A 16,752-nucleotide genomic window follows, 5' to 3' on the forward strand; every position below is an offset into this window, starting at 1 on the left:
AATAGTTTTAAACACTTCAGTAGTATCTTGTATATAGAAATTAATGTATTGATTCGTATTTTTTTCAATCAACATATTGCTATTCAATTTATTGGAAATTTGAATTATGATTTTGAAATCTAGTTAAAATATATTTCTTTAGTCTTAAGACAGATTTTCAAAATATGTTGAAGAGGAGGGTTTTTACAAAGTGTAGTTTTATAAAAATCAATCGAGATTTAGTTTATTAAAAAATAAAGGTTTCTTCAAAAATAGCCATTTAGCTTTTAATCCAATTTCTGTAAACTCAAAACCAGCAGCAGTAGCAGAAGCAATATTACTATACTTGCCATAAACGCTCATGCTCAAACGTTTAGAAAATTGATGTTGTACAGAAGTTTCTGCCCTAAAAATAGTTGTTTTAGGGTCGTCTTCTACTTGTTGAATACCGGTGGCTGCACTAGTCATATAAGTTGTTTTTTCTGAGATTTTACCACGTATATCTGCAAATAATTCAACGGCCTTATATTTTTCGGGACTAAAGTATATGGTGGGTACTTGATCTTTAAAAGTAATATACTGGTAGTTAACACCCATTTTTAGTGCCGGTTTACGTAGAACATTATAATATAAAGAAGTGAATAATAGATTTCGAACGTTATTATCACTTTGTTGGGTGTGCATTAGTTGGGTGTACCAACCAAAATTTACATTGGTGCCTAAGTTGTAATTAAGTCCGTAATGGTTTTGTATAATTTCACGCTCTATTAATTCGGCATTAAAACTTTGTACTTCTCGCTGATATCCAAGTGTTAAGTTTTGTAGTTTAAAGGGTTGTAAATCTAATTTAATATCTAAAACAGGTTGTGTATATGCTTCATCTAAAAATCGAGAATTGTTTAAACCTATGATTGTTTTTAAAACTGTTTTAGGAAATAACTTGTATTGTAAACCAGCCAATAACACACGAGAGGTTGCTTTATTATCAGTAACACTATTTTCAGTCGTTCTAAAAAAGTAAGATACCGTAGTTCTAAACTTGGTGGTAAATGGAACATCGATTGTAGTATTAGTGAAAAATGCTACGTTATTACCATTATCGAAAGTATAGGCAGCATGTTCTTCAATAGTAGGGGTGTGCATTAAGTTAAGTTTTTCAATAAAACCTTTAGCATCTTTTTGATTCTTATAAAATTTAAGAGTTTGGTTGGCCATGTTATAGGCGGGTATGATTAAGTCTGCCGCAAATAATGCGTTTGCCTTACCTAAATTACCGTCGAAAGAAGCGCTGTCATTCACTAAAATCTTATCATAACTTTCTATACTAGATTTTGGGTCACCAGTGTATAGGCCACGTGTTGCTTTTAAAGCATGAATCCAATTTCTATTTGGGTAATGTTTCTCAAGACTATCAATTTGTTTTTTTGCTGTAATAAATTTTCTATTCCAAATCAGTGCCTGTATATAACGATCATAGGTTTGTTCGGTAAGCTTGATATCATTTAGTTTGAGCACTTTTATAATGGCTGTTTGTGCAATAGTAAGTGCTTCTTTGTCATTTTCATCTATATGCTCTGCTAACACAATTCCATTTAATGAGGTAATTGAATCTTTAGGTGTTGTGGCATACCTTATATACATACTCTTAGCCTTATCAACTTGTTTCGTAATTAGATAAAGATTTGCCAAGTTGATTAGAACATCTTTGTCATTTGGAAAATCATTAAAGATTTCTTTTAACAATTGCTCACCTTGACCATATTCCTGGTTATTTACATATTCATTGGCATAGCCCAATCGCATAAATTTTCTGGAGGTTTTAGCACTGCTATTATCTGGTTGAAGTTGTATAGATTTTTCAACCCAACTTAAAGCAGATTTATACTCTTTTAGGTTACTAAGGGTATTTGCATACCCTAAAACTGCTGCAAACTGCTTAGGGTTTCTCTCTACCAAGTCAGCATATAAAGGTTTAGCTTTTTCGTATTCTTTTGCCCATAGATACGATTCGTTATAATTAATTTCTATTTCAAAATCACCCGGGTATTCTTTTAAAAGTTCAGAGAATAAATTTGTTGCTTTTTCTGGTTCACCACTAAGCCCAACAGCTCGCCCATAACATAGTTTGGCAGTTTTATTATCAGGGTCGGTTTTAAGGTATTCACCAAAAAAAAGTTCGGCTTCTTGAAAGTTTCCCTTTTCTAACATACCAAACCCTTTTGTCATGTCAGATTGTGCTCTCAATAGCGAAGATGTAATCAAAAAAATAAAAAGTACTCTACGAATCATTTAAAGTAAGATTAATACTACAAATACCTAACGGTAATTATTGCAATTTATTCGTCATTATCAATATTGTAAAGATAAAACTGGATCTATGGTTACGGAAGTAAGATAATTGTCATTCGTCTACAGCAACTCGTCATCGGCCTAAAGTAGCGAAATTACAAGGGTAGGCTTAAGGATATTTGACGTATAAATTGGTAGAAGTTTAGATATAAAAAAAAACCATGACAGCAATTAAAGTAGTACTAAACAAGGTTTCGCCAGAAAAACTCTTTATGAGCAGCATAATTCTGGTTAATGGAGGTAATTATCTTTATAATTTGGTCTTAGGTAGGTTGCTTGGTCCGGCAGCATATAGCGAGGCCGCTTTGCTTATTACATTGCTGTTAGTTCTATCCTTTTTAGGTATGACTTTTCAACTTGGCACTGCAAAATTCGCCATCTTATTTACTGATACCGATTGGGTGGCCCTAAAACAACTTTTATATAAGTATGCGCTTACTTTTGGTACTGTAATCGTTATTTTACTATTTGCATTTGCCGATAGTCTTCAGCAAATATTTCATACACAATCTGCTTTAATGTTCAAAACATTTGCTGTAACCGTACCATTGTATTTTTTTATGTCTGTAAATCGAGGTAAGTATCAAGGTAGACATGATTATCAAAGTCTTTCCATTACCTATCAAACAGAAATGTGGAGTAGACTATTATTAACGTTAGGTCTTCTTTGGTTGGTGCCAAAAGAACCTGCTCTTGTTGTATCATTGGGTATAGCCCTTTCTCTTATCTTCGGGTTGATTCCTACCAACATTAATCTTAATAATTTCACAAAAACCATTTCGTTATCGAAAGTAAATAAGAAAAAAGTAGTAAACTTCTTAATATTGACAGCTTGCTACGAATTCACTCAAATAGTAATAAATAATAGTGATATACTTTTAGTAAAACACTATTTTGATACAGTAGAGGCAGGTCTCTATTCTTCTTTGGCAATGATTGGTCGCATAGTTTATTTCGTTGCTTGGATGTTTGTTATTCTGCTATTACCTGCGGTTGTACAAAAACAGAAAGATGGCGAAGCAACAGCACCTGTGTTAATTAAATATGTTAGTTACATTGGTTTATTGGCAATCGCAATCGTATTCAGTTGTGCTGTTTTTCCTGAGCTGATTATTCAATTAATGTTTGGTGAAGCGTATATCTCTATGGCGCCTCTTTTGTGGCAATATGTCATGGCAACGTCATTGTTCGCTATCTCTAATATTTTTGCTTATTACTTTTTGTCTTTGGACCAATACTTTCCGGTAATACTTTCCGGATTGCTAGGGATTTCTCAAATTGTTATGATAACTTTTTTCCATAGTACCTTATATATTGTAGTTCAAGTACAAATTGTGGCAATGGTAGCATTACTTGTTGCACAACTTCTTTATTTCGCACACGATAGTATTTTAAATAAGACAACCTAATACCCAAGTATTTGGTAAGTCTGGTCCAAGGAAATCCCCCATCTTCGGGCCTAGTTATTTTAGGGTACTTCCATTTCAATACTAAGTGCAGATATAAGTTTTTAACCAATGGAATTTTAAACATAAGAATTATGGTTTATCTGTCCATTTCTTCCATTCGTCTACGACAAACCTTCATCCAACAGGTATAGCCTCAAGATGCTTGCCCATAATCAGATATTTGTACTAGAAATAACCAAATAGATAGTAAAACTTAGCCTTATGAGATTAGCCATTGTAACAGCCTACCCGCCAAGTAAAGTAACTTTAACAGAGTATGGATATCATTTAGTAAAGCATTTTAGATTACAACAAGATGTAACCGAAATAATTTTAATTACTGATATAACTGAAGGTCAGAAGGATCTTGCTTTCAATGAAGAAGGATGTAAGATTACCGTTAAGGAATGTTGGAATTTTAACGATTATTCAAATTTCGTTAAAATAAACAATGTTATAACTGAGACTAAGCCCGATGCGATTCTTTTTAATCTTCAATTTTTGAAATTCGGAGATAAGAAAATACCAGCTGCTCTTGGGCTTCTTTTACCATATATGTGCAAATTAAAAGGTATACCTACCATTTCATTATTACATAATATTTTAGAACAGGTCGATTTAGAGAATGCAGGATTTACCTCTAACATATTTTTGAAGAAAGCATATAATATAATAGGAAGTACCTTAACAAAATTTGTTTTGGCCTCTGATATTGTTGCTGTGACCATAAGTAAATACAAGACTATTTTAGAGAATAAATATAATTCTAGAAATGTGGCACTAATACCACATGGCGCATTTGAAACTCCGCCTGAGCCAGATTATATTTTAAAGACAGGTCCTAAACAAGTAATTGCTTTTGGAAAATTCGGTACGTATAAAAAAGTCGAGATTATGATTGAAGCTGTTGAATTGATTAGACAGCGTACCAATGAAAACATAGAAATTGTAATTGCAGGAACAGATAGTCCTAATACCCCTGGTTATTTAGAGGCAATGAAAAAGAAATATGCCCATGTAGAACAACTTCGTTTTACGGGCTATGTTGCCGAAGAAGATGTTCCTGTAATTTTTGCTGAAAGTGCTATAGTCGTTTTTCCTTATACATCCACAACCGGTAGTTCCGGTGTTTTGCACCAAGCGGGTAGTTATGGTAAGGCGGTTGCTTTACCAGATTTAGGAGACCTAAGTATATTGGTTAAAGAAGAAGGATATAAAGGTGAATTTTTTGAACCTGAAAGTGTAGAGTCGTTAGCAATTGCTATTGAAAATATTTTGCTGCACGATTCATACAGGATGTATTTAGCGAAAGCCAATTATCATGCAGCCTGTTCATTACCTATTTCAGATATTACAAAAATGTATATAGAATATTTTAAAATTTTACAATTGGCCAAGTCTAAAGGATTCAATTTAGATGTACCTCTTGTTGAAAAAGAATTGATGTTATAAACTATTTGGTTAGGTTAAGTGAGAGAGGGAGTAGTTTGGTTAGCTGCTCCCTTTTAATTTTTAAACATTGCATGTTGATTATAGTATATATATAAAAGTACAAGTGGTAACAAATCATAGGGTTTTCGTTGAAAGTGGTGCATCTATTTTGAAACTATTTTACGATTTTCTTACAATATTATTTGAATAATACGTTATATGTAAGTTAAATCTTACTTAAATATTATCATGAAAATACTAACTATTGATGATCAACAACTTATTCTTTTATCGGTTGAAAGACGCCTTTCTGAATTAGGTTACAGTGTTAAGACCGCTAATACTGGTCAAATGGGAATAGAACTGTTCGATTCTTTTGAACCTGATTTAGTGCTTGTTGATATTAATATGCCAGACATGTCTGGTCTAGAGGTGGTAAAACATATTAAATCTGGTGCAAAAAAAGGTGTTCCAGTCTTAGTAATGTCTGGTAATACTCAAGAAAACATCATCATGGACGGCTTTACTTTAGGCATTGATGATTACATGAAAAAGCCTGTAAGTTTAGATGAAATGGCCGCACGTATAAAACGACTTGTAGGTGCTCCAGTTATTAGTGACGATTCGCAAGTTTCTAATAATGCTAGAATGTTACAAAAAAATTGTGTAGGCGTTGTAATACCTTGTTATAATGAAGAAGAACGTCTTTTAAGTACTGAGTTTAAAGACTTCGCGCATAAGAATCTTGGGTATCACCTTTGTTTTGTTAATGATGGTAGTACCGATAAAACATTAGAGGTTTTAGAGAAATTGAAAAAAGGTAGCGAAAGCAACATCAGTATTTATAATTGCGAACAAAATGGTGGTAAGGCAGAAGCAGTACGCCAAGGTATGTTGCATTTGGCTAAAGATGAGCAATTAGACTATATAGGCTTTTTAGACGCCGATTTATCTACAGATTTTAGAGATTTTGATGATTTGGTGGAAACATTGGACCAATCTAATTTTAAAATAGTTAGTGGATCTAGAATGAGTAGAATGGGGGCTAATATTACTAAAGAATCTGCACGCAAGATTATTAGTATGACCATTAATCTTATCATCAGAACCATCTTAAGAATGCCATTCAATGATACGCAATGTGGCGCAAAAGTTATGGACCGTTCTGTTGTACCATTGCTTTTCGATAAACCATTTATTACCAAATGGTTGTTCGATGTTGAAATGTTTATCAGAATGCGAAAACATTATGGTAAAACCGAAGCTAAAAAATTTATTTGTGAGCAACCTCTTAAACGTTGGATCCATGCCGATGGGTCTAAATTATCTATGAAAGATTCAGTAAAAATTGTTGGTCAGTTGGCAAAAATCGCGTTTGTCTACAGGTAATTACTGAACTTAAAATCAACTAGATAAGAACTAATTCATGTCAGCAATAAAAATAACTTTAAAGAAAGTATCCCCTAAGCATTTGTTTATGGGTAGCGCCTTGCTGGTCAATGGCGGTAATTATTTATATAATTTACTCTTAGGTAGATTATTAGGGCCTGAAGCGTTTGCCGATGCGGCATTGTTGGTAACATTATTATTGGTTTTGTCTTTCGTAGGGATGACATTTCAGCTCGCCACCACCAAATTTGCAGTGTTATTTTCAGATGAAACGTGGGTTGCCTTTAAGAATACCATGTATCGGTATGCATTGGTTTTTGGTGTGTTTACAGGAATTCTTGTGCTTACTTTTTCAAAGAACCTGCAAGAGTTATTTAATACACAGAATAAGTACATGTTCATGATTTTCGCTGTGGCCATACCCTTGTATTTTGTGATGAGTGTAAATAGAGGAAGGTTTCAAGGAAGACATGACTTTGGAAAATTAGCGGCTACTTATCAGACAGAGATGTGGAGTAGGCTACTACTTACTTTTGCTTTGTTATTATTGGTGCCTTTTGAACCGGGAATTTTAATTGCAGCAGGTATAGCGCTATCATTTGTCTTCGGACTTTTTCCTTCGGATTTTAAAGGAGTTCAAGTTTTTTCTAAAAGTAAACTAGCTGCGGTAGATTTAAGACAAGTCTGGATTTTTATTGGGCTTACTGCGGGTTATGAGCTCACGCAGATTATCATAAATAATAGTGACATTCTACTGGTCAAGCATTATTTTAATGATAAAGATGCTGGTCTATACTCATCATTAGCGTTGATTGGGAGGGTTGTTTATTTTGTTGCTTGGATGTTTGTTATGTTATTAATGCCAACGGTAATTCAGAAGCAAAAAGATGGAGAACCAACTGCACCTGTACTTTTTAAATATGTATTCTTTATTGGTGGCTTATCAACCTTCATAGTATTTGTTTGCTTTTTACACCCAAACTTGATAATCACCTTAATGTTTGGTGATGCTTATTTATCAATAGCACACCTACTTTGGAAATATGCTTTGGCAACATCATTATTTGCAGTCTCTAATATTTTCGCTTATTACTTTCTGTCGTTAAACCAATATTCACCTGTAATACTATCTGGCTTATTAGGGTTTTCACAAGTGGCACTCATAATGCTATACCATGACAATCTTGAAACCGTAGTGCATATGCAAATAATTGCAATGGTTATACTATTGGTTGCACAGCTATTGTTTTTCATCATAAAAAATTCATCATCTAATATGGGTGATAAAAAAAAAGATTTGGTTGGCAGTAACACGCATTAACCATTATATAATATTTTAATAAAATTTAACCAAAATGAAATTAGCAATTGTCACTGCATACCCACCGAGTAAAGTAACCTTAACAGAATACGGTTACTATTTGGTGAAACATTTTAGACTTAAAGAAGAAGTAACAGAATTGATATTGATTACCGATCGCACCGAAGCGCCAAAAGATTTAAATTTTGAGGAAAACGGCTGTAAGATTACCGTTAAAGAATGCTGGAGTTTTAATAGTTACACCAACATTTTCAATATTAGTAAAACTATTTCTAAAACTAGGCCAGATGCCGTTTTATTTAACCTTCAGTTTTTAAAATTCGGAGATAAGAAAGTACCAGCAGCCTTAGGCTTAATGCTTCCTTTTATCTGTAAGGTGAAGGGAATACCAACGATTTCATTACTCCATAATATTCTTGAAAAAGTCGATTTAGAAAATGCAGGCTTTACAAATAATAAAGTGTTGCAGCGTATTTATAATTTCATTGGTACTACGCTTACACGTTTTGTTTTGGCATCTGATATACTTGCGGTTACCATAAGTAAATACGTTTCTATTTTAGAAGAAAAATATAAGGTTAAAAATGTAGCATTAATTCCTCATGGTGCTTTTGAAACTCCACCAGAGCCAGATTATAAATTACCAGCAGGCCCAAAGCAGGTTATGGCTTTTGGTAAGTTTGGTACGTATAAAAAAGTAGAAATACTGATAGAGGCGGTAGAGGAAATAAGGTCTAGATTAAATGAAGATATAGAAATTGTTATTGCAGGTACAGATAGCCCAAACACACCGGGTTATTTAGACGAAATGAAGGAGAAATATAGCCATGTGCCACAAATTCGTTTTACAGGTTATGTTGCCGAGGAAGATGTGCCGAAACTTTTTGGAGAAAGTGCGGTGACCGTTTTTCCATATACATCTACAACGGGTAGTTCAGGAGTTTTACATCAAGCAGGTAGTTATGGTAACGCAGTAGTTTTGCCAGACCTTGGTGACTTGAGCACTTTAGTTGAGGAAGAAGGTTATAAAGGTGAGTTTTTTGATGCCCATGATACGTCATCTCTTGCAACGGCAATTGAGAAAATTCTAATAAACGATGCGTATAGAATACAACTTGGGAAGCAAAATTATAAGGCGGCATGTTCATTGCCAATGTCTGCAATAACTCAAATGTATATAGATTACTTTAAAGCTATTCAGAAATCGAAAGAGACGGGGTTCAATATTGATATTTCAACAATAGAGAAGAAATTGGTTCATTAAGAATCGATATGGTTAATATTTATGGGCTGGTTTTTAACCAGCCTTTTTTTATTTCTTGAAGGTCTAGTACAATTTAGGCATGAATGTTTGTGGCGCAGTAGAAAGTTAGAAAACCATAATCAACAAAAGATACTGTCAACAGACTTAGGCGTTTATTCAATTACCAACTCAAAGTACGCGGGTTTTTTATTTCCTAAGGAATCTAGGCAACCAAAGAAATGTTGCTTTTTGGTTTTCCAAGGTAAATTTCCTGCCACGGAACTAGGTATATTTTTAAAGTCATATAACGTCCAGAACATGTAAGGTATGTTGTTATTCTTTAATAACCGTTGCATTTCTTGATAGTATACTTTTTGTCCTTCTTCATCTGCGCCCGTATACAAGTTCCATACTCCTTTATACGAAGACATGCCATACTCTTGCAGTACTTTAGGTTTGTTGGGTACTTTAGCGTTTAGGGTGTCGTATGTACTTTTAAAGTCCTCTATATCCCTGTAATAATGATAGGATACAAAATCTACTTTATCGGCTAGTTCTGTACCTGCTTCTGGAGTAGACCAACCAATGGTGACTGGGTGATTTTTATCCCATTTTTTTATGTTATCGATCATTTGTTCTAACCAGCCAAGCACACGTAGGCGACCACGGGATTCAAAATCTAGATCGGGTTCATTTTTAATATCCCAACCTAAAAGGGCAGGATGGTCTTTTACCGCATTGATAATAGTCTCGGCATGCCTGTGGGTAAGTGTCCAATTAGAGATATCATAATCCCCGTAAAAATCGAATAAAGTAATTAATACATCTAACTCATTTTCCTCAGCACTATCTAAGAGGGTTTTTAAGACTTGTAGTTTTTTATAATCAACCCTGTTTTTTCCAAAATCATCATACTGAATAAATACACGGATGGTATTTAAGCCCATATTTTTAATGATTTTAAAATCTTGATGAATGATAGTATCGTTAAATTTTTCCCCGAAGGTATCCCAAGGGGAATCTTTAGGGTAGTAGTTGATTCCTTTTATGTTTTCTACTTTTTTAAGTTTACCTCGTATTTTTCTTTGCGCTCTTTTTGTGGTATCTAGTGGTGTCGGTATTTCCTTTAAGTGTCTAATACGCCAAAATCCATCTTCTAACAGCATCATTACTTGGTAACTGGTGGTATCCTTTTCTTTAGATAATAACGTTTCGCCTTCATAAATTTCTTGGTACTCTTCAACATTATAATCTTTGAAGACGACCATTGTACCATCTGCCGTATAAAAGTCTAAAGAAGAATTGTGGTTTAGCGTTGTTCGTTTATACCAGTGATTGTTCTTTTTGTTTAAATCAATGTTATCATACAATCGTACTCTGGCGCTATCGGTATAAAAATCTTCTATACCGTAACGGTCATTTTTCTTATATGCGATATTGCGAACGTGCCATGCATTCATATAATCGTTGGTGATTTCTCCCAACGCTTGCTCCTCCATTGGTCTTCCTGGGTTTTCCAAGTTTATCCATTCTACATTTGGCTTGTACACATCTTCCATGGGTAGCTCTAAATGCAGCATAGAGGTTTTGTCCGCACCGGTATTCATAAAGGACCATGCAGCTCCAATTCCATATATAACCAGTCCGTTAATAGCCAAAAATGTGACTATTAGTACCATTCTGTATAATGTTTTATTTAATTGTATCGCCATGAATGTTCTTTGTAAATTCTTTTGTAATTCCTGCTGCGATCAATTTTAGTTGATAATTTCCTTCAGGAAGAAAGTGTTCGCCTAAAAATATATTACATGCACCATTTTTAGTGGTTGTTTTTTTAGATGTGATGAATATTCCGTCGGTATCATAAATATCTAATTGTAAAAAAAGACCATCGGGAATAAGCTGCTTCATAAAACTCTCGAACGGCCCAATATCTATATTCCTATTTCCTTTAGAAAAATGAACAGGGTAGTCTTTAATTGCAGCATTAAAAGTGAATTCCGTAGTGTTACTTTCGGCTGCACCGGTAACAAATGCCTGAATTTTCCAATTGGTTGCTTTATCTGGGTGTAAGGTTTTCGCTTCTGCAATACCATTTACCGTAGTGCCAATAGTATATAAATAAGAATCGTTCTCGTTTTTGATTACGAATGTTACCAGGGTACCATTGGTTACCATATTGCCAAATTCATCTTTAATGATATCCGATTTAAAAGTTATGATTTGATTCCCGTCTGCAAAATTATGAGCGCTAGAGGCGGTTATGTCAAAATTAGTCGCGTTGGAAGGGTAAATAATAGTTGCAAGTTCTTTAGAGTTAGTGCCATTACATTCTGATGAGACTAATATTCTACCAGATTGCAAGGTTGACCTCACATTGTAAAAAGCGAAAAAACTCTCTGTAGTGATTTTTAGTTCATTGATATTCTCTAAAAATTGATATTTAACAGTGACTTCAGTGCCATTATCTAAAGGATTGTCATAGGCATCAGTCGGAGATATCGTAAGCATTGAATAATCATTATACCCTGCGGTGACACTTCGGGGTCCAAAATACGACTCAACGTAAGTGGCCTTGAGGGTATTTGTTGTAATATCAAATTTGCCATTACGTAATGTATGACCATTTAATAGTAGCTTCCATCGGCAGGGACCGGCAATTCTGGTGAAATTTTTGGGAATATTAAATGTTATTAATTCATTAGATGCTTTCTCCGTTTCCAATATCACATTTCCATAGGCATTCTTCACCTGTAGTTTCAGGTCTTTTATAGTACCATCTGTTTTGAATGACAGGGTAATAGGATTTCCTGCTATACTAGAATTTGGTTGGGATACCAGTTCTATTATAGGGTAGCTGAATTCCTTTGGTTGTTCTTCTTTTTTATTAGAACAACCAAGTAGTATAAGACTCAAAACGAATAAAATTTTAATGCGCATACTATTTAGGATTACCTATATAACTGTTTATTTCAAATTTTATATACTCATAGCCCTTACCCTTAAAAGGTTGGGTTTGCTGTTTGCCATGTGCAAGTTTTCTATTCGGAAATATTTTATCGGCAATAGCTTTGTTAGGCAAACCGTTTACAAAACAATTTTCTAAGCTGCTGCTAATAATTTCTATACTATCGAGTTCTAGAGGTTTATAATTGAAAAATTGTTTTCGTTGTATTCGAACACCTTCGGTAACAAATTTATGATCTACCCAAAGTAGTTGGCTATCTGTATCATAATAAGAAATTATCAATTGAGGAATCGTCACTTCCTGTACGCCCGAATTAAATAAAACACCGTTAAACCCTTGCTCTGTATATTCTAAGTCTTGCAAAGCTACATGCTTATATAAGTCTGTATTTGCCGTATTTCCTGCAGATTGTAAATTAAATTTAGTAGGTTGCTCTTCAAAACTTATAGGCGAAAATTGGTCAGGGTCAAAGGTTGGCGGTATGGTGTCTTTGGTAGAAGACCATGCAATACCTTCAAAATTTATTTTAAACGTAGTGGTCTCCTTAGGCATTAGCTTATGCTTAATTTGATGTTTAGCATTGTAATTTGCTAGTTCTTTGTTATTGTCATTATACAAAGTTGCCTTGATCACAATATCAGCGGGTGTATTATCGACATTTTGCAACTCTCCTATGATGCTATATTGCCCATTGTATTTAACCAGTTTGGCCGATAGAATTTCTAATACGGGTTGTTTTAAAACATCTTCATGATATGTTTCTTGGGTTGTAATCTTTCTTCTACCGTGATTGTAATAAGTGGTACTATTCGCTGTGAAGAGTTGGTCTGGTGGTATATCATTATCTACTTTTGAAGATTTTATATACCACTTGTTCTTTCTCTTTACCAGTTCATGAAAGTCATTGTTGAATACATTTTCTAAGGGTGTAATCCATCTTGTGGCTACCTTGGCTTTTGCGCTATTTTCGGTTTTATCATAAACCTCAATACCTAGAGAATCTAATTTAGCGTATGAACTTAATATGCCATCGGTTACCGATACCTCTAGCATATATTGGGCGATATCAATATTTTCTTCTGGGTCAATATATGAGTGGGCTCTGGAGAATTCTTTAAAATCCAAAGCATCGTAATAGGACTCCACTACATTATTAGGCGATAATTGAGTAACGTTTTTTACATAGAATATATACATACCATACCCGAAACAAATAAGCATGACTAATGCCCACCAATGAGAAAAGGTTAACAGCTTAGATGGAAATTTATTATAGGGTAATTCTAGTTTCATAAAAGAATGCTCCTTTACTTTTCTAGACTTTAATAACCTTACCCAAATCATTTGAATATTTACAAAAATGGCTATTAATACAGTTAATAAAGGTATTATACCCCACATGATTTTCATTATGGTAGGTACATCTTGTTTGGGTTTTATTTGTGGTATGGGGGCCACATTTAGTTTCTCCCAAACCATAATACCATTTTCTAATTGTTGTAATCGTTGCCAACCGCAATAATAAAGTATGGGGTCGTAGAATTTATCATTGGAGAAAATGTATTTTAAATTATATTTTTCGGGTACGGTTAAAAACTGTTGTAATGAACCTATACCTTCTACACCCCTAAATTTTGAGTTTTCTATACGCTCAATAGCCCTTGTTGTCAATTCCGGTAATCTACGGGCAGAGTGGTAATTACCATCGACCGTCATGGCATCGGTTTGTGCAGAAAGCCAGGCCATTTGGTCGCCAAAACCCAACGCTAAATAGCGCCAAGCATCATGCGAATCTGCTCCTAAAAAGTTTACAATGGGTAGCATATTAATTTTTGCTGGTTGCGATGGCCTAAAATAACCCAGCGTCATCGTGAAAACCACCATAAATAACATTCCACCAGCAATTAATCCACCTAAGATTCTATGGTAAACCCCACCAAATTTTTCTTGTATTAAAGTCTTTAAATCTCCTTCTACCATTCTATAGGCGAATTCAGCAAAAATAGGGAGGGCCATAATTGTTGCCCATAAGGTGAACCTATCTAAAGTAAGAATATTAAATGCTGTTTCACCCAACATCATTAGTGGAATAGGGGTAGTGCCACCCGTTCCTAAAATGGTAAGTAAAGCAAAAGATAATCCGAAGAATATATATCTTTTACTAAAATATCTATAAAAGAAATAGGGTAAGATAAAAAGAAATACACCCCATGGAATTATAAAAAATACCAGACCAGATGACGTTATTTCCAAGAAATTATCACGTGATCCATGAGGAATAGCAACTTGGGTAATCGGGTTTCTTTTGGAGTTGTACCAGTAAGGAAAAATACAGAAAACGATTAAAAAAATAGCGCTACCTCCAAATTTTGCAATTCGCCAAAAATGCTGCAAAGTAGTGCTCCAGAATACTTTGAAAGTAAGTTCTTTGTAGGAGTTTACTTTTTCTCTGGCAGCATCTATAACTGCCATTCCAATTAATGGCGCTATAAAAAAAACCATACCGAAAATAGGCGTAACGTGATGAGAAGTTACCGTTACAGCTAACATAGTTACAGAGGTAATAAAGTACCGGGTTTTACCAGTTTTTATCCATAAGTAAATTTCTGTCATGGAATGCAGAAGAATGGATAATGCCATAATACTTGGTAACTGCCCAAAAATGTGTAAAGTTTCTACGAACGTTGATGAGAAAACTGCCATAACAGCACCGTAGCCAGCTATTCTTCTACTGCCGGTCATTAACAGTGTATACCTATACGCTCCTGTTATAAATAATACAATAGCAATCAATGCAACGGTATACATTCCGAATTTTAGACCACCTATATAAGAAAGTATAGCTATGAGTTGATGTACCAACGGTGGGTAAGATTGTACCGTAAAGCCGGTATACCATCGGTATTCCCAAGGATCAAACCAACTGTTAGCGTAATGATCTGCAAAAAATAAATGAATTAATGCATCATATGTAGATTCTAAAGTGAAGAAAATAGCAGAACCATGAAAAGCTAGCCCTACAATTAAAGCTAATATTAAGAGGGTATTGGTTTTTTTTTCCAAAGTTTATTTTAGAATCAAGTTCTACCTACAGGTATTAAATATATGAGATGAAGATTACAATAAAAAGCGAACAGCTAATAATTTAATAATAGAATACCTACAATTAATTACTTTGTAATTTTGAAATCCGTTTAATATTTAGTTGTCAAATCTTTTTAAAAAAATATTTCTAATAAGATATTCGTCTGTTATAGTTATTATTTTCTGTAAGAAAATATAACAATGCAAAGATAGGTTTATTGTTCATTCACTTCACAATCAGCTATCGAACTTTAAAAACCATTCATCTACAGAATAGTGTTAGCCACCTTTATACACTCAAAATCATAGAACTGGAAAAGTAAATTTGTTAGCGTAAACTATAAATAACCATTGACTCACTAAAATCTAACAAATGAAAATTTTAGCTATCGATGACCAACAACTCATTTTACTTTCTGTTGAAAAGCGATTAACAGAATTAGGTTATGAAGTGAGAACTGCCACCTCAATTGAAACGGGAATTAAATTATTCAATTCATTTAAACCCGACTTAGTATTATTAGATATGAATATGCCAGAAATGTCGGGAACTGAATTGGTTTTATGTACAGGAACAGAAGTCGTAAAATATATTCGGGTATTTATGAATAATGATACTCCTATCCTGGTAATGTCAGGTAATACGGATGAGGCCCTTATAATGAGAAATTTTGATTTAGGGGTTGATGATTACATGAAAAAACCGGTAAGCTTAGATGAAATGGCTGCTAGAATAAAAAGAATTATCGGAGCACCTGAAACTAAGGGAGAAACGAAAAGAAAACTATCGGACACGCGAATGCTCCAGAAAAATTGTGTTGGGGTAGTAATACCATGCTATAATGAAGAGGAGCGACTTTTAAGTGATCAGTTCAAAGAATTTGCACATAAGAATTTGGGCTATCATCTTTGTTTTGTAAATGATGGCAGTACAGATAATACATTAGCGGTTCTTGAAAAATTAAAAGAAGAGAATCGACAAAATATCAGTATTTATAATTGTAAACAAAATGGCGGTAAGGCAGAAGCGGTTCGACAAGGTATTTTACACTTGGTAAAAGATCAACAACTCGATTACATTGGCTTTTTAGATGCAGATTTATCTACTGACTTTAGAAATTTTGATGATTTGGTAAAAACGATTGAAAGCTTAGACTTTAAAATTGTAAGTGGTTCTAGAATTACACGAATGGGTGCAGATATTACTAAAGAGTCTGCTCGTAAGATTATTAGCTTGACCATAAATCTTATTATCCAGACTATTTTAGGTATGCCTTTTAAAGATACACAGTGCGGAGCTAAAGTGATGGATCGTGAAATTGCCTCTAAAATGTTTAATAAAAAATTCGTTACCAAATGGTTGTTCGATGTGGAACTCTTTATGCGAATGAAAAAATATTTTGGTAAAACAGAAGTGAAAAGCATGATTTGTGAGCAACCCCTAAAAAGATGGATACACGCAGATGGTTCTAAACTGTCCATGAAAGATTCAATAAAAATTATGGGTCAACTTGCCCAAATAGCTGTCTTTTATAGATAA

10 protein-coding genes are annotated in these 16,752 nt (G+C 34.1%); 6 read left to right on the forward strand and 4 right to left on the reverse strand.

Annotated elements, in window-relative coordinates:
- Positions 1 to 207 precede the first annotated feature (207 nt).
- On the reverse strand, positions 208 to 2,268 hold the full coding sequence (locus tag BMY56_RS09510) for a tetratricopeptide repeat protein (protein WP_091623110.1): 2,061 nt from the start codon (positions 2,266 to 2,268) through the stop codon (positions 208 to 210).
- A gap of 221 nt (positions 2,269 to 2,489) precedes the next feature.
- On the opposite strand from BMY56_RS09510, the gene BMY56_RS09515 reads away from it, so the two are divergent.
- The 5 genes from BMY56_RS09515 (at position 2,490) to BMY56_RS09535 (ending at position 9,181) form a co-directional block, all read left to right on the forward strand.
- On the forward strand, positions 2,490 to 3,737 hold the full coding sequence (locus BMY56_RS09515; RefSeq protein WP_091623112.1) for an oligosaccharide flippase family protein: 1,248 nt from the start codon (positions 2,490 to 2,492) through the stop codon (positions 3,735 to 3,737).
- A 261-nt stretch (positions 3,738 to 3,998) separates the two neighbouring features.
- Positions 3,999 to 5,228, forward strand: a complete 1,230-nt coding sequence (locus BMY56_RS09520; RefSeq protein ID WP_091623115.1) for a glycosyltransferase — start codon at positions 3,999 to 4,001, stop codon at positions 5,226 to 5,228.
- 228 nt (positions 5,229 to 5,456) lie between these two features.
- Positions 5,457 to 6,596 carry a response regulator gene (locus BMY56_RS09525; RefSeq protein WP_091623118.1) on the forward strand — a complete coding sequence of 380 codons (1,140 nt, stop codon included), beginning with the start codon at positions 5,457 to 5,459 and terminating at the stop codon, positions 6,594 to 6,596.
- 37 nt (positions 6,597 to 6,633) lie between these two features.
- Positions 6,634 to 7,917, forward strand: a complete 1,284-nt coding sequence (locus tag BMY56_RS09530; RefSeq protein ID WP_091623121.1) for an MATE family efflux transporter — start codon at positions 6,634 to 6,636, stop codon at positions 7,915 to 7,917.
- A 34-nt stretch (positions 7,918 to 7,951) separates the two neighbouring features.
- Positions 7,952 to 9,181: a glycosyltransferase gene (locus tag BMY56_RS09535; protein ID WP_091623127.1), complete on the forward strand. Its 1,230-nt coding sequence runs from the start codon at positions 7,952 to 7,954 to the stop codon at positions 9,179 to 9,181.
- 152 nt (positions 9,182 to 9,333) lie between these two features.
- On the opposite strand, the gene BMY56_RS09540 is transcribed toward BMY56_RS09535, so the two are convergent.
- The 3 genes from BMY56_RS09540 to BMY56_RS09550 are packed head-to-tail and all read right to left on the reverse strand — an operon-like array spanning position 9,334 to position 15,191.
- Positions 9,334 to 10,839, reverse strand: a complete 1,506-nt coding sequence (locus tag BMY56_RS09540) for a cellulase family glycosylhydrolase (protein WP_245737193.1) — start codon at positions 10,837 to 10,839, stop codon at positions 9,334 to 9,336.
- 13 nt (positions 10,840 to 10,852) lie between these two features.
- Complete coding sequence (locus BMY56_RS09545; protein ID WP_091623132.1) at positions 10,853 to 12,100, reverse strand: hypothetical protein; 1,248 nt, start codon at positions 12,098 to 12,100, stop codon at positions 10,853 to 10,855.
- A 1-nt stretch (position 12,101) separates the two neighbouring features.
- The gene (locus BMY56_RS09550) at positions 12,102 to 15,191 is read right to left on the reverse strand and encodes a hypothetical protein (protein WP_091623134.1); all 3,090 of its coding nucleotides are present in this window, start codon (positions 15,189 to 15,191) and stop codon (positions 12,102 to 12,104) included.
- 394 nt (positions 15,192 to 15,585) lie between these two features.
- Here BMY56_RS09550 and BMY56_RS09555 point away from each other — a divergent pair, with 394 nt between their 5' ends.
- Positions 15,586 to 16,752, forward strand: coding sequence for a glycosyltransferase (locus BMY56_RS09555; RefSeq protein WP_091623138.1), 1,167 nt, complete (start codon positions 15,586 to 15,588; stop codon positions 16,750 to 16,752).

Origin of the sequence: Maribacter orientalis, assembly GCF_900109345.1 — a bacterium.
Lineage (GTDB): Bacteria > Bacteroidota > Bacteroidia > Flavobacteriales > Flavobacteriaceae > Maribacter > Maribacter orientalis.